We start from the raw sequence: 23054 nt of genomic DNA, 5'->3' as shown, positions 1-23054 counted from the left end.
CAACGGAGAAACTAGCAGCTTGATGTTAATGATTGTGAAATTCTAGGTCATCAGTACTTCTTGACAAAGAACCAAAAGTTCTTTCGGTGATACTTATTGAACAGTTACTGATTTAGCTAAATTACGTGGCTTGTCGACATCCAGGCCCTTACCTAAACTCGTGTAATAAGCCAACAGTTGTGCTGGTACCACACTAAGTAACGGTGTTAGTAATGGATCGACATCTGGCAACACAATCGTATCATCAGTTTGTGATAAATGTTTGGTAGCGATGGTAATCACACTCGCGCCACGAGAAATAACTTCTTGTAAATTGCTTCGCGTGAGTCCTGCCGTCCGGTCTTGAGTGATAATCCCGATAACTGGAGTTTGTGATTCGATTAACGCAATTGTACCGTGTTTTAATTCACCAGAGGCAAATCCCTCCGCTTGAACATAAGAAATTTCTTTCAACTTTAAGGCAGCTTCCAGTGCGACCGACCAATCAGTTCCACGACCGATGTAAAATGCATTGCGTGGTGTAGCTAAGTAACGAGAAGCGACAGATTCAAGTTTTTCTTTACTATCGACGATGGCTTGCATCCCCACGGCCACGAGACTTAATTGTTGTTTCAAATCAAAATCAAGGGCTTCTTGGTGTTGGAGGTATTCACCAATTCCTTTTGCCAAGACAGCTTCGACAGCTACCTGGGCAGTATAAGCCTTAGTGGAAGCCACTGCAATTTCAGGGCCTGCATATAAAAGCATCGTAAAATTAGCTTCTCGCGATAATGTCGATTTTGGTACATTCGTAATCGTCAAACTTGGCCAACCTTGCTTTTTAACATTAACTAACACTTCTCGACTATCAGCAGTTTCACCACTTTGAGTTAAGAAGATAAAGAATGGCTTTTCCGACATGATTGGCTGATCATAGGCAAATTCTGAAGAAATATGCACTTCAGTTGGAATGCCAGTCAACTTTTCAAACATTTTGGCGCCTACTAAGCCAGCATGATAACTGGTACCTGCCCCAATGATATAAATTCTATCTGATTGCTTGATTGTTTCTAACATTTTTTGGTCGATAACGGGGGAACCGTTTTCATCCAAATAAGTTTGCACAATCTTGCGCATGACTGCTGGTTGTTCGTCTACTTCTTTTAACATATAAAATGGATAAGTGCCCTTATCGGCAGCACTCGCATCCATATCTACACGGAAAGTATCACGTTTTTTCTCGTTGCCATCAAAATCAGTAATCAACACTTCTTGTGGTTTCACAATCACAATTTCTTGATCTTGAATTTCCATAAATGTGTGTGTGCGCTTCAACATTGCCATTGCATCAGACGACACCAAATTGAAGCCCTCACCAATTCCAACTAGCAATGGGCTTTTGTTCTTGGCCACGTATAATGTATCTGGCGTTTCCCGATCCATCAAAACAAACGCATAAGATGAATCATCACTAATTAAATGCAACACCTTTAAAAAGGCTGCCTTGGTTTCCATATGATATTCCACTACAAAACGATCAATCAATTGAACAATCACTTCTGTATCGGTCTCACTCTTAAATTCAACCCCAGCTAAATATTCAGCCTTTAGTTGCTTGAAATTTTCAATCACACCATTGTGTACTAAATAGAAGCGTTCGTCATTTGAAAAGTGTGGATGAGCATTTTCTTCGCTTGGTACACCATGTGTTGCCCAACGCGTATGTCCAATCCCAGCTAACCCTTGAACTTCAGGAGTTAATGCTGCTTTTAAGTTGGCAATTCTGCCGACTCGTTTAACTAAATAATCAGTTCCTGACTCATCGTTAACATAAATTCCAGCAGAGTCATAACCGCGATATTCAAGTCTTTCAAGACCCTCGATTAGTATTGAAACGCTTTGATTTGTTCCCGTTACACCCACAATTCCACACATATGCATTCCCGTCCTTATCCGAGTCTTTTCTTAATTGGTATAGATTTATTTTCGAGTTTTATTAACTCTTAACATAAAACATATTAGCGATTTCGCAATTAATTGTCAACTAATTAAAAAAATTGGTCTATTTCTAGACCAATTCTTTATTTGCGACTTCAACAATTCTCTGCACATATGCATGAACTGCTTCTTTCGTAGGGGCTTCAGCCATGATTCGTAATAATGGTTCGGTTCCACTTGGTCGAACTAACACACGACCATCCCCGGACATGTCATCTTCGACCTCGCCAATAATCTTCAATAAACTAGCGTTGGTTAAGGCAGCTTCTTTATCAGCTACTTTAACATTCACGAGTTCTTGTGGATATTCGGTCACGTCACTGGCAAGTTCTGATAGTTTCTTACCAGTTTGCTTAACGACTTGCATTAACTGTAACGCGGTTAACATCCCGTCTCCAGTAGTATTGTGATCAATAAAGACAATATGTCCAGATTGTTCGCCACCTAAGTTATAACCGTTTTTGATCATCTCTTCAACGACGTAACGATCTCCAACCTTAGTTTTCACGCTAGTCATACCTGCTCGCTCAAGTGCTTTATACATTCCTAGATTACTCATCACCGTGGTGACAACTGTTCCTTTTTTCAAACGACCAGTTTCATTTAAATATTTACCACAGATATACATGATTTTATCACCATCGACAATGGCACCATTTTCATCCACTGCGATACAGCGATCTCCATCACCATCAAAGGCCACACCCATTTGCAAACCTTCATCTACCACAAATTTTTGCAAATGCTCTGGATGCGTTGAGCCACTTTCAACATTGGTATTCAAACCATCTGGTGAAGTTGAAATAGTATGGAAATCCACATTTAAATCAGCAAATAATGAAGAAACGTAGCTGCTGGTGGCACCATTAGCGCCATCTACTCCCACCGATAAACCAGTTAAATCATTAGGAATGGTTTGTTCCAAAAATTGAGTATATTTTAAAGAGCCTTCACGGTAATCTGATACGCGTCCTAGTCCTTGATCAGATGGGCGAGGCAAATCATCAACTTCGGCGTCTAGCAATTTTTCAATTTCTAACTCAATTTCATCGGACAACTTAAAGCCATCATTCCCAAAAAATTTAATACCATTATATTGAATTGGATTATGCGAGGCGGTAATCATTACACCTGCATCAGCTTCTTGAGCTCTAACCAAGTAAGCCACACCAGGTGTTGTGACAACTCCAAGGCGGAGGACTTCAATCCCAACTGACAATAGTCCAGCAACTAAGGCACTTTCCAACATCTCACCTGAGATTCTTGTATCTCGCGAGATTAGTACTTGTGCTTGTTTGCGTTCCGAATGTTGAGTCAGGACATAACCACCTGCTCGACCTAATTTAAATGCAAGTTCTGGGCTTAAGTCTGAATTGGCTACCCCACGAACACCGTCAGTTCCAAAATATTTTAAATCCATTGTTTTCCTCATTTCTCAAAATAATCAAAGGTTGTCTTAGTTAGATGATGTTGAACTTGAACTGCTTGAACTACTGGACGACGAACTATTATCGTTCGCATTGCTTGATGCGTTACTATCATTGGATGACTCGCTATTACTGTCATTAGAACTCGAATCTGACTCACTACGGGTAATCGGAATGTTGACCGTCGTCGTTGATGGCGAAATCACCACATTAACCGTATTCCCGTTTGAATCGATTGCCTGCAAGGTCACCTTACGTGACAAGTCAGATTTAGTATCTTTAGGGACGGTAATTGAAGCAACAATGCGATTAATCTTACTAATTTCATCGGTTGCCCCAGTAACTTTCACTGACTCAGTTGATGAAGTGGCTTTACCAACTTTATAGTTACTTGCCAATTGGTCTGAATCCACTTGAATATTCACTGGCATTGTCACCGTTTTACGGGTCGCAATCGTGACGGTAATATTATCTGGATCAATCGAATAGCTCAAGTCTTTATTGATTCCTGTTTCTTTTAATTTAACTTTGTGTGTTCCTGTCCCTAACTTACTCAAATCAGCTGAAATTTTAAAGTTTTGCGTGTTCGAAGTTGTCGTGACTAATGCTGAAGGGCCTGTGATTGTAACCTTTACGTTGGCTGGGTAACCAGTCACAACGTATTTATCACTATCTACATTAACATCCAATGGTACCGTAATTGTCTTTTTCATCGTGGAAGTCAATGTTGAACTATTGCCACTACTGCTATCACGGACATTTTGTAACTTTTCACCATTCACGTAAACAAACAATAAAATCGCCAGTACAAGTGAACTGATTCTTAAAAATGTATGGCTTTTGAAAAATAGCTTCGTTATCTTATTATACATTGCGACCACCACCTTTAAAGACTCGCTCAATAAAACTAGCGACTGTGGCTTTATTATCGTCCTCTGGTTTGTATAGTTGTGTTCTCAAAAATTTAAGATACATTTCTTGATCCATATCACGATATAAATCATTGTCCTTGGTGATTGAAACCTCACCAGTTTCTTCTGAGATTACCACGGTCAAAGCATCCGTGACTTCACTTATCCCAACCGCAGCACGATGTCTCGTTCCCAGCTCTTTAGGAATTAAATTACTTTCTGAAAGAGGTAGATAAGCCGCCGCTACTGCAATTTTATTATCTTTGATAATCACCGCTCCATCATGTAAAGGGGTATTAGGGATAAACGTATTGATAAGCAACGCGCCGGATACGTCTGCGTTCATTGGAATCCCAGTTTCAATATATTCTTCCAGACCAGTTTCCATTTGAATGGAAATCAAGGCCCCAATTCTACGCTTTGACATATATTGAATTGCTTGATCAAGTTGTTGAACTAACTGTTCCTCGTCTTCGTTTTGCCGTTTGTTACGAGTTAACACCGTTCCACGCCCAAGGTGTTCCAACCCACGACGAACTTCAGGTTGGAAAATAACAACCATGGCAATTACGCCCCAGTTAATCACTTGGTCCATGATCCATGAAACTGTGCTGAGGCCAAAATACCAACTAGCTAATTTGACCACGACGATTACTAAGATACCCCGAAACAATTGAACTGCTCGCGTACCGCGTAACAGTATCATCAATTCATAGATTAAAAACCAGACTACTAAAATATCAAATAATCTGATTACATTTTGCCATGTCAGGATTGAACTCCAGTCTATCGACATTTTTATACCCCCAAATTTAGTTCCTGAACTATTATATCACGTACTATCAGTGAATATTGGTCGAATAGAAGATTAATTAAGTCAAAATAAATAAGTAAACTAGTGGTTTAGATAGAAAACTTTTGTTACGCTACTATTAAAGAAGGGAGAAAATATGGCACATATTTCAATGCAGTGGAAAATTAGAGGATTCTTCCTTGTTGACTTAATTATTTTAGGCTTTCTTGCCGAATCTCCCTTTAATTTTCTCGTTTTAAACACATTTTTAGGTTACGTTCCAATTGAACTCGCCTTTCAAATTAAAAAAATTAAATCGGTCAAATCACTCCCGTTCTTACTATTTTTCGTAATCTGGCTCGCTTTTTATCCAAATGCGCCTTATTTAATGACAGATTTATTTCATCTCTCATTATTAAATCCACACGATTACGCCAATGGACTCTTAAGTAACAGTCCAAGAATGTGGTTAGACTTTGGCCTGCTAATGGTTAGCATGTTTGGTGCTCTCTTGATAGGAACGTATGAATTAAACGTAATTGCCCAGCGAATTAATCAAGCCTTCCGTATAAAATTTATTTGGGTATTACCCACCATTTTAATGGCTGCTTCTGGAATTGGCGTCTACATCGGTCGGTTCTTGAGAATTCATTCATTATATCTCTTTTTAACTCCCACTTGGTTCATCAAACAAATCTTAAATATGTGGAATTTGCGAATGGTATTCTTCGTCACGATTCTCACAATCGTTCAGTTAGCCGTTCTTTGGTTACTAAATGAAATCAAAAAAGCAGACTAATCGTCTGCTATTTTTATAATTGAATTTTCTGAATAATTCAAATATTGACGTAATTTTTGAACAGTTGCGATTGAAATTCGATCTCCATCTCGTAGTTGCACAATTCCTTGTCGTTGCGCATTAACTGCCTCAAATCGAAGCAATTCCAAATCTAATTTATATTTATCCGCTAATTTTAACTTCGGACGTTTACTATGTTCGATTTTATTTCGGTAATTAACAATTAAATGGTATACCGAAGTACGGTCGATTTCTTGACCATTTTCTTTGGCATCGGCTACATATTTTGATAAGGCCTTAATGGCTGCCTTGCTAGTTTCAATATCAATGGTACGACGTTTTTCTACATCCGTATCGCGGTTAATGGCCCATCGACTAAACCAGTGCATTAATCCTGCCACTCGCGTTTTTAATTTACGCCAAGTCCACCAAATATTAGGATCTTTCAAATCATGAGCCAAATGATGTTCGACCTGATCAACTCGCTTCATCGATTGATAATAATCATTAGCATTGATTACCTTTTTTTCGAGCAAGCGTTGCAGAGCATGACGTTCAGCCTCATACCCTACTCGCCGCAATTCCAGTTCGTGTTCTAATGTTTTTGCCAGAACCTCATCGGTTTGATTACTCCATTGCAAGCGCCGCATTAGAATTTGATAATTCAAAATTAAGTCGTACGCTGCTTGTTGATTATAATCCCGACGATGTTCTTCAATGGTTTGAACTGCTAGCTGCATCAAGAAAAATTTAGCCTGTTCCTCTGTCAGATAATTAGGTTGTTCAACTTCATCATCGTCATCTAAGTCCTCATCATCAGTTTCGTCTTCATCGTCGTCTTGATTACTCCCACGAGTTTCAAATGGAAAATCAACTTTCGTAAAAATTGGAATGAATAAGGCTGCCACGACTAAGCTGACGATAATCACTCCGGCTGCAATGAACAGCATCAAAGAACGGGCGGGAAATTGTTGCCCACTTTCAATCACCAAGGGAACGGACAGCACCCCAGCCATCGTAATCGCACCTCTGACTCCAGATAAGCCAGCTAAAAAGGCTGACTTAACACTAATTGTCTCACGACGTTTTCTGAAGTATTGAAAAGTTTCATAAACTAAAATCCAGCCAAATCGAATGAATAGTAAGATTAACCAGGCACCAATTACATAGCCAAACAGGCTGAAATTATTATAGCTTTCACTCTTCAGCGAGTCCGCTGTCGCAATTGGCAATTCAATGCCCAAAATAACAAACACAATCCCGTTTAATAAATAAACGACTAACGACCAAGTTCGCTCACTTACAACGTTCATTTCTGGCCGATCATCGACAATTTGTAAACTACGCGTATGGTTAAATATACCTGCGGCAACCACGGAAATAACACCAGAAGCATGGAAAACTTCTTCCGTAATCATATAAATGATAAATGGTGCCATCAAACGAAATGCGACATCAAAAATTACATCTTGAATTCCCTGATTATGTAAAAATTCATGCAGGACTTCGATTACTAACATCAGGACAACTCCGGAGATTAAACCCACGATGGCCGTGTACAAAAAATCTCCAGTGGCGTTGATAATCGAAAAGTATCCGGTGGTGACAGCTGCAACTGCATACTTGAAACCAATTAGTCCTGAAGCGTCGTTAATCAAACTTTCACCACTGACCAAATGCAAAATATTTGAATCCAATTTTGCTTGTTTGGCAATTGATTGCACGGCCACTGGATCAGTCGGCGATAAAATAGCTGCCAAAGCAAAGGCCACGTACAGTGGAATATCAGGCACCAATAAATAAATCAAATAACCACCGAGTAAAGTCGTCACAAAGACCAACACAATGGCATTTGCGAAAATCGGTCCTTTTAGTTTCCAAAGTTCCTGTTTGGGAAATTTTCGACCATCATTAAAAAGCAGTGGTGCGATAAACAACAGTAAAAACCAATCTGTCTCCAAAGGCACTTGAACTTTAAACAATAAAGCCACTAATAATCCTAACCCGATTTGAATCAAACTATCCGGGATGATTTTTAAATAATGCGCAAACACTTTTGAAATTAGTACGAGAAATATTAATAATAATACTTCTTCTAATATCAGCATAAAACTCCTCCCCTCAATTTAAAAAAATGGGACAACCTAAATTGTTCCATTTCACTCAACGTCCAATCACTCTCACTTCTGTTTCCAGATGTACTTGAAATTTGTCAAAAACCGTTTCTTGAACATGTTTAATGACATCCAAATAATCTGTGGCCGTACCGTTACCAATATTAATAATGAAGCCAGCGTGCTTCATTGAAACTTGTGCGCCACCGCTGGTATAACCTTGCAAGCCAGCATCATGAATTAATTTGCCCGCAAAGAAACCTTTAGGGCGTTTAAATACACTCCCACATGAAGGCCATTCCAATGGCTGTTTCTCTGCACGACGAGTATTAAAATCATCCATTTTAAACTTAATCGTGGCTTTCTCACCTGGAACTAACGTAAAGGTGGCATCTAGAATCACACCACCAGCATCTTGAATACTACTATGTCGGTAACTGAAATCTAATTCAATTGCATCCAGAACCGTGATTTCTCCAGTCGTGCTTAAAACGGTGGCCGAAGTAACAGCTTGACTGATTTCTCCACCATACGCTCCAGCATTCATAAAGACGGCCCCGCCGACACTACCGGGAATCCCCGCAGCAAATTCCAGTCCACTTAAACTCTCATCCAAAGCTTTTTCACTGACTGAAATTAATGCCGCGCCGGCTTGTGCAACAATCGCATCTGATTGCACTTCAATTGTATTCATCTTAGTTAAAATAATCACCAAGCCTGCAATTCCGCCATCCCGGACAATTAAATTACTAGCATTGCCAATAATTGTCGTCGCCAAATCATGCTGGTTTGCAAATTGAACCAAGCGTTGCGTTTCAGCAACAGTAGTTGGAAAAGCCAACCAATCCGCTGGGCCACCGGTATCTGTATTGGTATATTCAGACAAAGCTGCGTTGTGTAGAATTTCAATTGTTGGGAATGCTTCTATGATTGCTAATGCCATTGAAAATCCTTCTTCATTAATAATTTTGTTACTTTTAATTGTATCATGAAATGCCGGTTTCTGGGTATTCGTTTAGAATTGTTAATCGCAATTAAAAAAACATACTAAAAATAGTATGTTTTTTGTTTCAAATAGGCTCTATTGCATCACAGTTTGGATATCTTGCACGGCCACCTGGCCAGCCGCCAATCGAGCACTTGGTACTCGATAAGGTGAGCATGAAACATAGTCAACGCCTAAAGACTGACAAAAGGCTATGGAGTCTGGATCACCACCAACTTCACCACAAACTCCAATTGATAATTCAGGTTTGGTTTGTCGACCCCTTTCAATTGCAATTTGCATTAAGGCTCCAACTCCATCTTGATCTATCGTTTGGAATGGATCTTTAGTGATAATTTGTTGTTCTTCGTAGGCGCCAATAAAGTGACCAATATCATCACGTGAGAAACCAAACGCCATTTGAGTTAAATCATTGGTCCCGAAACTGAAGAAATCTGCCGATACCGCAATTTGGTCTGCAACTAAGCAAGCACGTGGCACTTCAATCATTGTACCAATATGATAATCCATTTCTTGTCCTTGTTCTTCTAAAAATTCATCGATTGTATCGACCAATAGTTGTCTTAAAAGATCCATTTCATTAGACGTCCCAATCAGAGGCAACATGATTTTAGGCGTAATCGCGTGTCCTTGTTTTAGTTGAACGGCCAACGCACTTTCCATAATTGCCAAAGTTTGCATTTGATAAATTTCAGGATAAGTTACCGCTAATCGACTACCACGATGGCCTAACATTGGATTAACTTCTATCTTAGCTGCAATACGACGTTTGATTTCGTCGGTACTAATTTGTAAATCTTTTGCCAACGCAATTTGGTCCGCTTCTTCGTGTGGCAAGAATTCATGCAATGGTGGATCCAATAACCGAATCGTACATGGTCGTTCTTGAGCCAATTCGAAGATAGCTTTAAAATCCGCCAATTGTAACTCTTTTAATGCTGTTAACGCTACTTGGCGATCACTTAATTCATCCGCTAAAATCATCTCGCGCATCTTGAATAAGCGTTCAGGACCAAAGAACATGTGCTCAGTCCGCACTAACCCCAAACCTTTCGCACCAAATTCAAAGGCAGTGGCTACTTCCTTAGGTGTTTCTGCATTAGCCCAAACATCAATCGGCGCAATTTCATCACACCATTCTAGAATCGTATTCAAGGCCGTTTGTTGTTTGCCGGTTTGTTGTTTGAGTGCTCCCTGGTAAATCCGCCCCGTATGACCATCAACAGAAATCGTTGACCCTTCTTTTAGAATCTGGCCATTAAAGTTTGCCTGTTTTCGTTCTGCGTGAACACTCAGTTGTGAACAACCAACTACACAGCAACATCCCATTCCACGGGCCACCACAGCTGCGTGAGAGGTCATACCACCTCGACTGGTCACAATCGCTTGACTAACAACCATCCCATCAATATCTTCCGGAGATGTTTCTTGTCGAACTAAGATGACACTTTCTCCAGCTTCATTTGCCCGTTGAGCTTGTTGTGCATCAAAATAAATGGTCCCTGTAGCTGCTCCTGGACTAGCGGGTAAGCCACTAACTAGCATTGTTGCTTCTTCCAAAGCTTTCGGATCAAATACAGGATGTAACACTCCTTCAATCATTGCTGGTTTCAAGCGTAAAATGGCTGTTTGCCGGTCAATCAGTCCCTCCGTAACCAAATCAACTGCAATTTTAAAGGCAGCTTGAGGCGTTCTTTTACCATTTCTAGTTTGTAATACATATAACTGCCCATCTTCAATGGTAAATTCCATATCTTGCATATCTTTATAATGAAGCTCTAATTGGTTTGCTAAGCCTTTGAATTGTTCATAAATAGCTGGTAATTGATCTGATAGTGTTGAAATTGGGTCCGGTGTGCGAATTCCGGCTACGACATCTTCACCTTGGGCATTTAATAGATATTCGCCAAACAAACCTGCCTCGCCTGTGGCTGGATTCCGGGTAAACGCAACCCCGGTCCCACTCTTGCCTTGATAGTTACCAAAGACCATTTGTTGAATATTCACAGCTGTTCCCATCGTGGCATCAATTTCATGGAGACGGCGATAAGTTTTAGCACGTGAATTTAACCACGATTTAAAGACTGCCTCGACCGCCAAATTTAACTGTTCTGTCACTGATTGGGGAAATTGTGCATTATCTGCACTTTGATAAAGCGCTTGATATCTTTGAATCAACTGTTTCAAATCAGCAAGTGACAAATCAGTATCATTCTCAACTTGTTTTTCACGTTTCAGGGCTGTTAATTCTGCCTCAAAAACAGATTTTTCGATGCCGTAAACAACATCCCCAAACATTTGAATTAATCGGCGGTAGCAATCGTAGGCAAACCATGGGTTATGGGTCTTACGTGCCAATCCGTCGACGGTTTGGTCGTTGAGTCCTAAATTCAAAATTGTATCCATCATCCCCGGCATTGAAATGGGCGCGCCACTTCGAACTGATACTAATAATGGCTGATCTGGATTACCAAATTGACGATCAGTTTTAGCTTCTAGTCGTTGAAGCGCTTTCATTAATTCGCCTTCTAAAAATTCACCATCTGGTTGGTCTGCATTTAAATAACGACGACATGCCGCCGTCGTAATCGTAAATCCAGCTGGTACTGGTAGACCCAAGCGAGTCATTTCCGCTAAATTAGCCCCTTTTCCACCAAGTTCTGTATTCGTTAACGTTTGATCTTCAGCAAAAGCGTAAATATATTTCATGTCGTAGCCTCCAATTTTTTATTGAACACCAATATCATATAGTGTGACACAATAAATGTCAATAGTAGGACCTATTCATTTAAATAAACCGCACTATTGCCCGAACTTGATTGCAAATGGGCCGTCATTATTTTATAATAAAGGGATTAATATCAGGTAAATGAAGGAGCTATGATGGAATTATCCGCTCGACAAAAACAAATTATTCAAATTGTCCAAAAGAATCAACCAATTAGTGGCACTAAAATTGCGAAACAACTGAATTTATCTCGTGCTACTTTACGTAATGATTTCGCGATTTTAACAATGACGGGGATACTAGATGCGCGTCCCAAAGTTGGCTATTTTTACGTTGGTCATGAGGTTACTCCACTGTTAGCTGATTACTTATATAAAATTTCGATTGATAAATTAATGATTGAACCAGTCCTAATTAACAAAGAAACCACTATTGATGAAGCCGTTACCCAACTTTTCATGCATGATGTGGGTTCACTTTACGTCGTTGATCAGCAAAAACGGTTACTTGGTCTCTTATCGAGAAAAGACTTATTAAGAGCTACCATGAACGCTGTCAATACAAGCACAACACCAGTTGCCTTAATTATGACCCGCATGCCAAATGTCATCACCATTACAGAACATGCGACCGTTTTACAAGCTGGCCAACGATTAACAACTCACGAAGTTGATTCACTACCAATTGTGGCTGCTGATAATGTGACAGTGATTGGTAAAATTACTAAAACCATCATCATGCGTTATTTCATCGAAGAAGGTTTACACATTTAGGATTGCATAAAAAGCGGACCGACGCTTAAGAAAGGCGCGGTCCGCTTTGACTGAATACTGTTTAACTTAGATGTCCATTAAATAATCTGTCCCAATTGCTTTATTACATGATTTAACGTAGAATTGCTATGTTAAAAAACATCAGGAGGAAAACTATGAACTTTGTTGCCATTGATTTTGAAACAGCTAATGCTAAACGATATAGTGCCTGTTCTGTGGCCTTGACAGTTGTTCGCGAAAATAAAATTGTGGATGAATTTTATTCCTTAATTAATCCGCCAACTGATTTTCACTGGCGTAATATCCAAGTCCATGGAATTCACGCCGCTGATGTCGTGAATGCGCCAACTTTTACTGATATATGGGGCCATATCAATTCTTTCTTTGATGAAAACAAATTAGTAATTGCTCATAATGCACCGTTTGATAATAGTGTCATCAAGAGTAGCTTAGATTATTTTGGAATTGAACGGCCGAAATATTTAACTTTAGATACAGTGAAAACCAGTAAACAATTTTTCCCGGATTTTCCCAACCATAAACTCGACACAGTTTGTAATGAGCTAAATATCACCTTAGACCACCATCATAACGCACTGGATGACAGTCAAGCTTGTGCTAACATTTTGCTTTATCAAGCCAGTCATTTTGGTATTCAGCCAATTAAACCATTTGTCAAAACAGCTAAATAAGACTCAAAAATCACCCCATATATTGAGGTGATTTTTTGATTAATGATCCAGATCTAACGTCATCATAAATGATTTTCGTTCAGTACCTTGGCCATCTTTAACCGTTTCGACTTGTTTAGGTTTAAAGCCCATTTTACGATAGAGCCCAACCGCAGGTGTATTATCAGCAATCACTGACAAGGTAAATTGTCTTAGTGGACTAAAGTGATCACCCCAATAAATTAATTCATCTAATAATGCAGTCCCTAAGCCTTGATGATAGTATCGCTTCAAAATTGCAATTCCAATCTCACCCGTCGGTTTACCATCCAATTTTGACACGGTAGCGATTCCAATCATTTCACCAGCGTCTAGCGCTAGTAAAACTAAGTTATCATCAGTTTGGCCAATCTGCTCTAAATTATCAGCTTCTTGATCAACCGTGAGGGCATCAAAGTTTTCAATCGTAAAAAACGATGACTCAGCTTGCAGTAATCTCAATAATTGTAAAACTTTGGCAGCATCGTCAGGCTCTGCGGCTTTTAATTCAATTTCCATTATTTAGGTCCTCAATAATCTTTTTAAAATGGTATCCATGTGGTACAAAAGTAACCCGGCGTTCAGTTTCAATATCAGTGCGGCGAAAATTCACAGACAGATAATCGTGAGGTAGTTCGTCTTCAACAAACTGGGCCCATTCGACCACACTAACCCCAGGACCATCGAAATATTCATCTAACCCAAGTTCTTCTCCACCACCGTTTTCTAAGCGATATACATCCATATGATAAAGTGGCAAACGTCCACCTTGATATTCACGAATTATGGTAAACGTAGGGCTTTTAATTAACGCATCAATCCCAAGTCCTTCCGCCAAACCTTTGGTAAAGGTTGTTTTGCCGGCACCTAAGTCTCCATTTAAAACTAAAACATCCCCTGGTCCCAAACAATCTGCTAATTTTTTGGCAAAATTCATTGTTTGTGTACTATTTGTAAATGTAATTTCCATTATTTCACCTTAATCATTAAATAAGCGAACCGATTTTTAAGTATCGATTCGCTTAATGTTTATTAATCTAATGCTTGAGCAGCTGTAATCAATGCTACTTTATAAACGTCTTCTTCACTGGCACCCCGTGATAAATCAGAAATCGGTGCATTCAATCCTTGAAGAATAGGTCCAATGGCTTCAAAGCCACCAAAACGTTGGGCTATTTTGTAGCCAATATTACCTGATTGCAAGTCTGGGAAGACAAAAACATTCGCATGTCCAGCAACTTTTGAACCTGGTGCCTTACGTTCGCCGACACTTGGAACAAAGGCAGCATCAAATTGAAGTTCCCCATCAATTGGCAAATTAGGTGCCAGACCTTGTGCAATTTCAGTTGCTTCTGCCACTTTGGTCACAACATCTGCTTTTGCGGAACCCTTAGTTGAAAAGCTAAGCAAGGCAACCTTTGGGTCAATATCAAATAATTGAGCCGTTTCAGCACTTTGCAAGGCAACTTCGGCCATTTCTTGTGCACCCAATTCAATATTGATAGCACAATCGGCAAAGACATAACGTTCGTCACCTTTTTCCATAATAAAGGCACCACTGATACGAGAATTGCCTGGCTTCGTCTTAATAATTTGTAAGGCGGGACGAACAGTGTCACCAGTCGCATGAACAGCACCAGAAACCATGGCGTCAACTTTGTTCATGTAAACCAACATCGTTCCAAAATAGCTCACATCACCAATCATTTGCGCAGCTTGTTCAGGAGTTGTTTTACCCTTACGGCGTTCAACTAAACTGTCAATCATGGCTTGTTTGTCATCATACGTAGCTGGATCGATAATTTCGATTCCGGTTAAATCAAATTTATTTTGAGCAGATACTTCGTTAATTTTAGCGGTATTACCCAATAAAACTGGCTCTACTAACCCATCTTTTTTAAGGCGAGAAGCAGCTCCTAAGACACGTTCATCTTCACCTTCAGGAAATACAACTCGTTTGTTTTGACCCTTAACTTTTGATGCTAAGCCTGTAAATAAATCCATATCTATCACTCCATCTAATTTATTATGAAACAATTATTTTTCTTCCACAGATTCTGGAAGCTGCCAATCAATTTCTTTTTCTCCTAATTGCCGAAGGTCTGCATTAACTTTAGAAAATGGTCGTGACCCAAAGAATCCACGATATGCCGAAAGCGGACTAGGATGTGCTGATTCAATCACCATATTTTTGGTAGTATCAATCAGCTTCACCTTTGCTTGCGCTGCTTTACCCCATAAAACGAAAATCACGGGTGTATTTCGAGCTGACAATGCCATAATCGCGGCATCTGTTAACGTCTCCCAACCTTTCCCTTGGTGAGAAAACGCCACTCCATCTTGTACTGTCAGAACAGAGTTCAATAACAATACTCCTTGGTCAGCCCAGTGTTTCAAATAACCATGATTAACTGGTGTAAAGCCTAAATCATCTTGCAATTCTTTGTAAATATTGCGTAATGATGGTGGTATCTTCACGCCTGGTAAAACTGAAAAGCTTAACCCATGCGCCTGAAAATTTTCGTGATACGGGTCTTGACCCAATATCACTACCTTGGTTTGATTAAACGAAGTCCATTCAAATGCTTCAAAAATTTTATCTTGATCAGGATGGATATTTTTTGTGTGATACTCATCGCTGATAAACTGACTTAAGGTTTGAAAATATTCTTTATGAAACTCCGGCTCCAAAACCGACCACCAATCATTGGTAATAAATGGTTGCATATACAGCACCTCATGACAATTCTAGCATAATAGCCCCGAAAATGATATCGCGAACAAAGCGTGGTAGAATATAAACAAATCCAATCAAAGCGAGGTGTGAGCATTGCGTGACTTATTTATTCGCCAACATTCTTCTGATTTGCGTGGGGCCAGTGTCGTCAAAGACGAAAATGGCGAATCCCTGTATTTAGTGATTGGAAAATGGGGCATCCAAAAAGATGTTATTTCCGTTTATTCCATGCAAGGCGAACTGTTATCTGAAATTAAACAGCTCACCCTCGGAATGCTACCCAAATTTGCAATTTTCAAAGGCTCAGAACAAGTTGGTACAATCAGTAAATCATTTGGCTTTTTCCGAGAAGTAATTTATATTCGAGGCTTAAATTGGATTATTGTTGGTAATACCCTTCGAGAAAGCTATCGTGTTTATCATGGATCGCAATTGATTTTCTCGTTTCATCCAGAAGATGACAATAATTTACAGTTTAACCAACTAACGGTCTGCAGTGAAGAATATGAAGCCTTGTCAATTGCCGTTGCGTCTGTTTTAGACCACTGGGCACGACGCGATAATTTTAGAATTATGACAGTCCCACCAGTTCCAAGTCCTAGATTTAGAAATTCAGAAGCTTTTTTCAATCATCCAATGAAAATTAAACGTATCAAAAAGAGTGATAATCCGTAATGGGTTATCACTCTTTAATTTTACCGTTTCAATTGACATCAATAATGTTTCATCACTCGTTCAATTTGACGGTTTTGATCGCGTTTCTTAATAGTTTCACGTTTATCATACTCATGTTTACCCTTAGCAATGCCTAATAATACTTTTGCATACCCTTTTTTGATATACATCTTTAAGGGAACTAATGTGATACCTTGATTGGTTAACTCACCAGTCAATTTACGAATTTCTTTTTTATGCAAAAGCAATTTTCGGTTACGTAATGGATCATGATTGAATTGGTTGCCTTGATCATATGGACTGATATGCACATTCATCAACCATGCTTCATTACCTCGAATCTGAGCATAACCATCCTTGAGCTGAACACGTTTGGCACGGACTGATTTAATCTCAGTTCCCGTTAAAACCACTCCAGCCTCATAAGTATCAGAGATTGAATAGTCATGACGGGCTTTCTTATTTTGGGCAACTAAATTATCATCGTTTTGTTGCTTCTTTTTGGCCAATTTGAATCACCTCACTTGTAATCTAGTGTGAATCTCTTGGTGACTTTCGTGCTTGTCCTCGATTGATTTGACGATTATTTTGTTCGCCATTATTACGAGAAGTATTGTTACTACGGTGTCCATTGTTATTATTACTATTGCTGTTGCGGTTACCATTAGAATGGTTGCCATTACGGCTGTTACTATTACGATTATTGCCGTTACGGTTTCCTTGGCCACCGCGGCGACCCCCGCGACGATCGTCTTGACGTGGAACGCGGAGTTTAGTCAATGGTGCTTCTGCTGGGTCTACAAGTTCAAAGTCAATTTCACGTTGATCCTTATCCACCCGTAACAGCTTCACTTTGACCGGTTGACCAATTTGGAAAATGTGATGGAATTTACGACCAACTAATGCTAAATGTTTTTCAACATATTCGTAATAATCATCATTCATCACACTGATATGAATTAGACCTTCAACCGTGTTAGGTAAGGAGATAAAGAGTCCAAACTTCATAACGGAACTAACCACAGCGTCAAAAGTTTCACCGATGTGGTCTTCCATAAATTCAGCTTTCTTCATGCTATCTACTTCACGTTCCGTGTCAATTCCACGACGTTCTGTGACAGATGTATGCTCTGCAATTTCAGGTAACTGATCACGATATTTTTCTTTAGCCGCGGCGTCAGTACCATGTTTTTCGTACCACTTAATTAAGCGATGTACCGTCGTATCTGGGTAGCGACGGATTGGTGAAGTAAAGTGAGTGTAAAATTCTGCGCCTAATCCAAAGTGACCTAATGAGTCCTCTGAATAACGCGCCTGTTTCATACTTCGAAGCATCATCACTTGAACCATTTGTGCTTCAGGTGTGTCCGCAACATCCTTCAAGACATTTTGTAACATCTTAGGTTTCAAGTTATTTGGATCACCCTTAACGTTAATTCCAAAGACACTAAGGAATTCAAAGAAATTCTTTACTCGTTCACCATCTGGCGTTTCATGGACACGATATAAGAATGGTACTTGGAGTTTTTTAAAGTGTTCAGCAACGGTTTCGTTGGCCGCCAACATAAATGATTCAATCATACGTTCTGACAAACCACGTTCACGCAATTCAATGTCAGTTGGATGGCCATTTTCATCAACAATGATTTTAGCTTCTGGCGCATCAAAATCAATTGCACCCCGGCGTTTACGGCTCTTCAAAAGAATGCGGTGTAAATCACCCATTTCTTCAAACATTGGCACAAGTTCTTTATATTCATCACGAGTTTTTTCATCATGAGCTTCCAAAATTGCATTGACTGCTTTGTAAGTCATGCGCGCGTGAGACTTCATCACACTGGTAAAGATTCGATGGTTAACAACTTGTCCCTCAGCATTAATTTCCATTTCACAACTCATCGATAGACGTTCAACATCTGGGTTCAATGAACAAATTCCATTTGATAAACGACGAGGTAACATTGGAATTACTCGGTCAGTCAGATACACCGATGTGCCACGATTAAAGGCTTCACGGTCAAGCGGTGTTCCTTCTTGAACATAGTGGCTCACGTCAGCAATATGAACCCCTAAATGGTAATTGCCATTATCCATTTTCCATGCCACGACTGCATCATCCAAATCCTTTGATTCGATGCTGTCAATCGTTACCAGTGGTTGATCCGTAATGTCTTCACGGCCAACTTTTTCTTCTTCAAGTACTGTTTCGCTAATCGCATTAGCCTGTTCGATGACATCTTCAGGAAATTCGTGAGGTAAATCATGTGCATAAACAGAAGCCAAGATATCAATTCCTGGTTCGTCTTTCGCACCAATAACTTGTTTAGCTACACCAATCATGGTTTTAGGTGCTTCATTAGTTGGATATTCTGTCACATCTGCAGTGACAATTTCTCCATCGGTTGGAACTAAGCCTTTATCAGTAACCATAAACTTGAAGGTTGCAATCTTCTTATCTTTTAAGACGACTTCACCGACAAAATTAGCAGTTTTGTTCGACTTAAATTCACCCACCACTTGTGAATAGTGATGAGTTACAATTTTTTTAACGGTTCCTTCAGGTCCTTGAGACTTATCGGGACGACCTGGACGAATGATTTCAACCTCGACTTCATCACCATTCAAAGCATGCATGGTGTGGTCAGGATTAACATAGATATCTGGTTCGTCCGGATCATATGCGACAAATCCAAAGCCCTTATCATTACCATGAAAAACACCAGTTAAGGCATTTTGTTTTACAACGGCTTTGAACTCACCACTGTCGGTCACTTCAACTTCACCGTCACGTTCTAATTGGGCCAGGGCTTGAACAATTGGCGTAAATTGTTCCGCTGCAGCCATATCTATTTGCGAAGCCAACTTTTCAACTGAAAAACTTAGTTCAGAGTTGTCATGCAAATGTTGGTTAATTTTTATTTTTAAATTACTTTCTGTCATTATCTACCTCAAATATTTTTGCTAAAAATTTACGGACATCACTTTCTAATTCCCGATGAGCCGAATTAACGGTAAGGACGTGAGTCGCATCTGGATAGAAATGAAATTCTACTTCTTTGTTTAATTCGATTAGGCGTTGCTTAAATGCATTTCCATTTTCAGGATCAATCATTTCATCTGCTCCGCCTTGAGCAATAAAGAATGGCACTTTAATCTGATTTAAATTATCTGCGACATTTTCTGTAAAGGTTTCAATCTCGTCTAATTGATTCTTAACGTTATCTTTAATCCACTGCAGTCCTTGCGCTTTTTCTTCTGCAGCTGTTCCCATTTTATCATATTTTCTTGCTGCCATTTTTGGAAATTCAACCGGTACGTTCGAACCACCAACGCGCACTACTGGAGAAGCAAAAGTTCCCCCCGCCACTAACTGTGGATAAGTCTCAAGCATTTTAGTAGTATAAATTCCACCCATCGAGAGACCAAAGATTGCAATTGACTGGTAGCCTTTATCTAACATAAATTGCACTGCATTTTGAGCATCGGTTTGCCATTGACTGGTCGATCCCTTACTCAAAACATCTCGAGGGTCACTCGTAGCATGACCTGTAAAGATGGGCGCATAGACGGTGTAGTCATCTTTTTCTAAGGCTCGACCCATCATTCTCATATCATTGCTACTACCCGCATAGGCGTGCAATAAAATTACTGCGTTTGGTCCATGTTCAAATAAAAATGGTTCCGGTTCTCGTACCATAAGTTAAGTTCCTTTCATAAATCAAAAAACCTCCTGTAAATTAACAGGAGGTTTTTTGTTTAGTGTGATGACAGATAAACTAATGCAATGGCTACAATGAAGAATATTGCACCCATAATTGTAGTAGCTACCTGCATGACGGCTTCAAATCCGCGCGCCTTTTTACGTGAAAATAAATCACCGGCACCACCTGTTAAAGCTGACATTGCATCATTACTCGTTTTAGCTGGTTGCATCATTACGCATGCAATCAATAATACACAAATTATCAAAAATGCTGTTAAAAGAATGTTATACAAGGAAAATTCCTCCTAATTTTGCCCGATACAAATACTACTGAAGTATAGCATATATCGCCGCACCATTCTACTTTTTTTACAGAATAGTCTTTGAGGTTTAACGAAATTTAACAATCCAAAGTACTCACAAGTCTGGATTTGGCAGAGAAAATAAGGTAAATAAAAACTATATTTCTGAGCATACCCAGAAATATAGTTTATTGTAATTAATAATTATTTGTTGATTACGTCTTGACGAGCTTGTTCGCTCAAGTTGTAGAATGCGTTAATACCTTTGTATTCTGACACACCTTCAAGTTGATCTTCAATACGCATAAGTTGGTTGTACTTAGCAATACGATCAGTACGGCTCATTGAACCAGTCTTGATTTGTCCTGCATTAGTAGCAACAACTAAGTCAGCAATGGTTGTATCTTCTGTTTCACCTGAACGGTGAGAAACAATTGCTGTATATCCAGCTTCTTTAGCCATTTCGATAGCTTCCATTGTTTCAGTAAGAGTACCAATTTGGTTAACTTTGATAAGGATTGAGTTTGATGCACCCATCTTAATACCCTTAGCAAGGTATTCAGTATTAGTAACGAAGAAATCATCACCAACAAGTTGAACTTTCTTGCCAAGTTCTTTTGTGATAGTTGCCCAGTCATCCCAGTTGTTTTCGTCGATAGGATCTTCGATTGAAATAATTGGGTATTTTGTAACAAGGTCTTCAAGGTACTTAGTGAAGTCTTCAGTGTTGAATTCTTCACCAGTTGACCAACGAAGCTTGTATTTCTTGTCTTCGTCACTCCATAGTTCAGATGCCGCAACGTCAATAGCGATTGCAATATCCTTACCTGGTTTGTAACCAGCTTCAGTAATAGCCTTTACCAAATATTGAAGAGGTTCTTCGTTATTGGCAAAGTCAGGAGCAAATCCACCTTCGTCACCAACTGAAGTAGCTTTACCGTCAGCGGCAAGCAATTTCTTCAATGTGTGGAAAGTTTCTGAACCCATACGGATTGCTTCTTTGATTGAAGGAGCACCAACAGGCATGATCATAAATTCTTGGAAATCGACCTTGTTGTCTGAATGAGCACCACCATTGATAACATTCATCATAGGAGTTGGTAAAACGTGAGCGTTGAATCCACCAATGTAGTTGTACAATGGTTGTTCAAGTTCGTCAGCAGCTGCACGTGCAGCTGCAATTGAAACGGCCAAAATAGCATTGGCACCTAATTTACCTTTGTTAGGTGTACCATCAAGCTTGATCATAGCCTTATCGATAGCAACTTGGTCAGTTACTTCAAAGCCAATGATTTCTTTAGCAATGATGTCGTTAACGTTAGCAACGGCTTTAGTTGTACCCTTACCTTGGTAACGGTTCTTGTCGCCATCACGCATTTCAACGGCTTCATGTTCACCAGTTGAGGCACCTGAAGGAACGATTCCACGGCCTGCACCACCGGCTTCAGTATATAATTCAACTTCAACAGTTGGGTTACCACGTGAATCAAGGACTTCACGAGCATAAATATCTGTAATTAATGACATTATTGTATCTCCTCTGATTGTATAATTTTAAAAACTTTACATTTGTAATTGTATTATTTTGTGCAATTAAAAACAAGCCATTTGACGATAAATGTGACTACTAAATCCAAAAATGATTGGTAACACCGATTAAATATGCTAAAATTGTGCTCTATGTTTAAAAGGAGTCGTTTAATATGTGGCCTATCTATCTCAAAGGATTATTAATTAGTCTTGCCTTAGTTTGCTCAATTGGCGTTCAAAATATTTTTGTTTTTAACAATGCCATTGCAAATAAACTTAGTCGAAGTATTTTATTTGCCAGTTTTATCTGGATTGCTGATACTGCATTAACCGTCATCGCATTTTTAGGAATGGGTGCCATTATCAGTACTCATCCAGTCTTCAAAATTATTGTGATGGCTGTTGGTGGCCTAATGGTAATTTGGATTGGATACGGTATTATCAAATCCGCCGCCAGTTTTAAATTTGATTTAGCCCAGAACCAATTAACTACCAAGCGCGCATTTATCATGTCGTGGATTGTCACTTGGGCTAATCCACAAGCATTAATAGATACCAGTTTGATGTTAGGTGCCTTCCGCAGTACTTTAACTGAAGCACAAGTTTTACCGTTCATGCTTGGCATCGTGAGTGCCACGGCATTGTGGTTTTTTGATATCACTTTAATTTTAAATTTATTAAAAGACAAATTACCAAATCAAGTTTTAGTCGCTATCAATGTTATTTCCGGGTTTATTGTGATGGGCTACGGCTTTTACTTAGGTTGGAACGTCTTACACTTTTTATTCTTTTAAAAGTGGCTGGGAAAAAACTAACCAGCTATAGAAAAATCGACCAAGAATTCTATAATTAATAGAATTTTTGGTCGG

Annotated in this window: 21 protein-coding genes; 5 read left to right on the top strand and 16 right to left on the bottom strand. The window is 39.4% G+C overall.

The window, feature by feature from the left end:
• Positions 1 to 93: 93 nt before the first annotated feature.
• From glmS to cdaA, 4 genes are all read right to left on the bottom strand, one after another.
• Positions 94 to 1914 carry a glutamine--fructose-6-phosphate transaminase (isomerizing) gene (gene glmS, locus FFM59_RS06175; protein ID WP_137602179.1) on the bottom strand — a complete coding sequence of 607 codons (1821 nt, stop codon included), beginning with the start codon at positions 1912 to 1914 and terminating at the stop codon, positions 94 to 96.
• A gap of 133 nt (positions 1915 to 2047) precedes the next feature.
• Positions 2048 to 3397, bottom strand: coding sequence for a phosphoglucosamine mutase (glmM, locus tag FFM59_RS06170; protein WP_137602178.1), 1350 nt, complete (start codon positions 3395 to 3397; stop codon positions 2048 to 2050).
• A 36-nt stretch (positions 3398 to 3433) separates the two neighbouring features.
• The gene (locus FFM59_RS06165; protein ID WP_137602177.1) at positions 3434 to 4276 is read right to left on the bottom strand and encodes a CdaR family protein; all 843 of its coding nucleotides are present in this window, start codon (positions 4274 to 4276) and stop codon (positions 3434 to 3436) included.
• Positions 4269 to 5111 (bottom strand): diadenylate cyclase CdaA, encoded by an 843-nt coding sequence (gene cdaA, locus FFM59_RS06160; protein WP_137602176.1) that lies wholly within the window; start codon positions 5109 to 5111, stop codon positions 4269 to 4271. The genes FFM59_RS06165 and cdaA overlap by 8 nt, the downstream gene beginning before the upstream one ends.
• A gap of 154 nt (positions 5112 to 5265) precedes the next feature.
• On the opposite strand from cdaA, the gene FFM59_RS06155 reads away from it, so the two are divergent.
• The gene (locus FFM59_RS06155) at positions 5266 to 5907 is read left to right on the top strand and encodes a DUF1361 domain-containing protein (protein WP_137602175.1); all 642 of its coding nucleotides are present in this window, start codon (positions 5266 to 5268) and stop codon (positions 5905 to 5907) included.
• Here the strand turns inward: FFM59_RS06155 and FFM59_RS06150 are convergent.
• The 3 genes from FFM59_RS06150 to ppdK all read right to left on the bottom strand — a co-directional run bounded on the left by FFM59_RS06150 (position 5904) and on the right by ppdK (position 11736).
• Entirely contained in the window at positions 5904 to 8015 is a 2112-nt protein-coding gene (locus FFM59_RS06150) for a cation:proton antiporter (protein WP_137602174.1), read from the bottom strand. The genes FFM59_RS06155 and FFM59_RS06150 overlap by 4 nt on opposite strands.
• Positions 8016 to 8070: 55 nt before the next feature.
• Positions 8071 to 8964 carry a UDP-N-acetylmuramate dehydrogenase gene (gene murB / locus FFM59_RS06145; protein WP_137602173.1) on the bottom strand — a complete coding sequence of 298 codons (894 nt, stop codon included), beginning with the start codon at positions 8962 to 8964 and terminating at the stop codon, positions 8071 to 8073.
• A gap of 138 nt (positions 8965 to 9102) precedes the next feature.
• A complete protein-coding gene (gene ppdK / locus FFM59_RS06140; protein WP_137602172.1) occupies positions 9103 to 11736 on the bottom strand; it encodes a pyruvate, phosphate dikinase in 2634 nt (877 codons plus the stop codon).
• 174 nt (positions 11737 to 11910) lie between these two features.
• Between ppdK and FFM59_RS06135 the strand changes: the two genes are divergently transcribed.
• On the top strand, positions 11911 to 12528 hold the full coding sequence (locus FFM59_RS06135; RefSeq protein WP_137602180.1) for a helix-turn-helix transcriptional regulator: 618 nt from the start codon (positions 11911 to 11913) through the stop codon (positions 12526 to 12528).
• 155 nt (positions 12529 to 12683) lie between these two features.
• Positions 12684 to 13220 (top strand): 3'-5' exonuclease, encoded by a 537-nt coding sequence (locus tag FFM59_RS06130; RefSeq protein ID WP_137602171.1) that lies wholly within the window; start codon positions 12684 to 12686, stop codon positions 13218 to 13220.
• A 39-nt stretch (positions 13221 to 13259) separates the two neighbouring features.
• On the opposite strand, the gene FFM59_RS06125 is transcribed toward FFM59_RS06130, so the two are convergent.
• The 4 genes from FFM59_RS06125 to FFM59_RS06110 form a co-directional block, all read right to left on the bottom strand.
• Entirely contained in the window at positions 13260 to 13757 is a 498-nt protein-coding gene (locus FFM59_RS06125; RefSeq protein ID WP_137602170.1) for a GNAT family N-acetyltransferase, read from the bottom strand.
• Positions 13747 to 14208: a tRNA (adenosine(37)-N6)-threonylcarbamoyltransferase complex ATPase subunit type 1 TsaE gene (gene tsaE / locus FFM59_RS06120; RefSeq protein WP_137602169.1), complete on the bottom strand. Its 462-nt coding sequence runs from the start codon at positions 14206 to 14208 to the stop codon at positions 13747 to 13749. Before tsaE ends, FFM59_RS06125 begins: the two co-directional genes overlap by 11 nt.
• 62 nt (positions 14209 to 14270) lie before the next feature.
• The gene (pta, locus tag FFM59_RS06115) at positions 14271 to 15242 is read right to left on the bottom strand and encodes a phosphate acetyltransferase (RefSeq protein ID WP_137602168.1); all 972 of its coding nucleotides are present in this window, start codon (positions 15240 to 15242) and stop codon (positions 14271 to 14273) included.
• 33 nt (positions 15243 to 15275) lie between these two features.
• Positions 15276 to 15965: a uracil-DNA glycosylase gene (locus tag FFM59_RS06110; protein ID WP_137602167.1), complete on the bottom strand. Its 690-nt coding sequence runs from the start codon at positions 15963 to 15965 to the stop codon at positions 15276 to 15278.
• Positions 15966 to 16068: 103 nt separating this feature from the next.
• Here FFM59_RS06110 and FFM59_RS06105 point away from each other — a divergent pair, with 103 nt between their 5' ends.
• Positions 16069 to 16650 (top strand): LURP-one-related/scramblase family protein, encoded by a 582-nt coding sequence (locus FFM59_RS06105; protein ID WP_174795644.1) that lies wholly within the window; start codon positions 16069 to 16071, stop codon positions 16648 to 16650.
• A 38-nt stretch (positions 16651 to 16688) separates the two neighbouring features.
• On the opposite strand, the gene smpB is transcribed toward FFM59_RS06105, so the two are convergent.
• The 5 genes from smpB to eno form a co-directional block, all read right to left on the bottom strand.
• Positions 16689 to 17159: an SsrA-binding protein SmpB gene (gene smpB, locus FFM59_RS06100; protein ID WP_137602166.1), complete on the bottom strand. Its 471-nt coding sequence runs from the start codon at positions 17157 to 17159 to the stop codon at positions 16689 to 16691.
• 22 nt (positions 17160 to 17181) lie between these two features.
• Positions 17182 to 19590, bottom strand: a complete 2409-nt coding sequence (gene rnr / locus FFM59_RS06095) for a ribonuclease R (RefSeq protein ID WP_137602165.1) — start codon at positions 19588 to 19590, stop codon at positions 17182 to 17184.
• Positions 19577 to 20347 (bottom strand): alpha/beta hydrolase, encoded by a 771-nt coding sequence (locus FFM59_RS06090; protein ID WP_137602164.1) that lies wholly within the window; start codon positions 20345 to 20347, stop codon positions 19577 to 19579. The genes rnr and FFM59_RS06090 overlap by 14 nt, the downstream gene beginning before the upstream one ends.
• Before the next feature lie 59 nt (positions 20348 to 20406).
• The gene (gene secG / locus FFM59_RS06085; RefSeq protein WP_137602163.1) at positions 20407 to 20646 is read right to left on the bottom strand and encodes a preprotein translocase subunit SecG; all 240 of its coding nucleotides are present in this window, start codon (positions 20644 to 20646) and stop codon (positions 20407 to 20409) included.
• Positions 20647 to 20859: 213 nt separating this feature from the next.
• A complete protein-coding gene (gene eno / locus FFM59_RS06080; RefSeq protein WP_137602162.1) occupies positions 20860 to 22182 on the bottom strand; it encodes a phosphopyruvate hydratase in 1323 nt (440 codons plus the stop codon).
• A gap of 176 nt (positions 22183 to 22358) precedes the next feature.
• On the opposite strand from eno, the gene FFM59_RS06075 reads away from it, so the two are divergent.
• Positions 22359 to 22979 carry a LysE/ArgO family amino acid transporter gene (locus FFM59_RS06075; RefSeq protein ID WP_137602161.1) on the top strand — a complete coding sequence of 207 codons (621 nt, stop codon included), beginning with the start codon at positions 22359 to 22361 and terminating at the stop codon, positions 22977 to 22979.
• Positions 22980 to 23054: the final 75 nt, after the last annotated feature.

Origin of the sequence: Paucilactobacillus nenjiangensis (genome assembly GCF_005405445.1) — a bacterium.
Lineage (GTDB): Bacteria > Bacillota > Bacilli > Lactobacillales > Lactobacillaceae > Paucilactobacillus > Paucilactobacillus nenjiangensis.
Note: the sequence above shows the minus strand (reverse complement) of the source record. Positions and strands in the feature narration are given on the sequence as shown.

Bases quoted from the DNA above. Each gene is read 5' to 3' on its own strand.
- glmS (WP_137602179.1), bottom strand. From the start codon at position 1,914: ATGTGTGGAATTGTGGGTGTAACGGGAACAAATCAAAGCGTTTCAATA.
- glmM (WP_137602178.1), bottom strand. From the start codon at position 3,397: ATGGATTTAAAATATTTTGGAACTGACGGTGTTCGTGGGGTAGCCAAT.
- FFM59_RS06165 (WP_137602177.1), bottom strand. From the start codon at position 4,276: ATGTATAATAAGATAACGAAGCTATTTTTCAAAAGCCATACATTTTTA.
- cdaA (WP_137602176.1), bottom strand. From the start codon at position 5,111: ATGTCGATAGACTGGAGTTCAATCCTGACATGGCAAAATGTAATCAGA.
- FFM59_RS06155 (WP_137602175.1), top strand. From the start codon at position 5,266: ATGGCACATATTTCAATGCAGTGGAAAATTAGAGGATTCTTCCTTGTT.
- FFM59_RS06150 (WP_137602174.1), bottom strand. From the start codon at position 8,015: ATGCTGATATTAGAAGAAGTATTATTATTAATATTTCTCGTACTAATT.
- murB (WP_137602173.1), bottom strand. From the start codon at position 8,964: ATGGCATTAGCAATCATAGAAGCATTCCCAACAATTGAAATTCTACAC.
- ppdK (WP_137602172.1), bottom strand. From the start codon at position 11,736: ATGAAATATATTTACGCTTTTGCTGAAGATCAAACGTTAACGAATACA.
- FFM59_RS06135 (WP_137602180.1), top strand. From the start codon at position 11,911: ATGGAATTATCCGCTCGACAAAAACAAATTATTCAAATTGTCCAAAAG.
- FFM59_RS06130 (WP_137602171.1), top strand. From the start codon at position 12,684: ATGAACTTTGTTGCCATTGATTTTGAAACAGCTAATGCTAAACGATAT.
- FFM59_RS06125 (WP_137602170.1), bottom strand. From the start codon at position 13,757: ATGGAAATTGAATTAAAAGCCGCAGAGCCTGACGATGCTGCCAAAGTT.
- tsaE (WP_137602169.1), bottom strand. From the start codon at position 14,208: ATGGAAATTACATTTACAAATAGTACACAAACAATGAATTTTGCCAAA.
- pta (WP_137602168.1), bottom strand. From the start codon at position 15,242: ATGGATTTATTTACAGGCTTAGCATCAAAAGTTAAGGGTCAAAACAAA.
- FFM59_RS06110 (WP_137602167.1), bottom strand. From the start codon at position 15,965: ATGCAACCATTTATTACCAATGATTGGTGGTCGGTTTTGGAGCCGGAG.
- rnr (WP_137602165.1), bottom strand. From the start codon at position 19,590: ATGACAGAAAGTAATTTAAAAATAAAAATTAACCAACATTTGCATGAC.
- FFM59_RS06090 (WP_137602164.1), bottom strand. From the start codon at position 20,347: ATGGTACGAGAACCGGAACCATTTTTATTTGAACATGGACCAAACGCA.
- eno (WP_137602162.1), bottom strand. From the start codon at position 22,182: ATGTCATTAATTACAGATATTTATGCTCGTGAAGTCCTTGATTCACGT.
- FFM59_RS06075 (WP_137602161.1), top strand. From the start codon at position 22,359: ATGTGGCCTATCTATCTCAAAGGATTATTAATTAGTCTTGCCTTAGTT.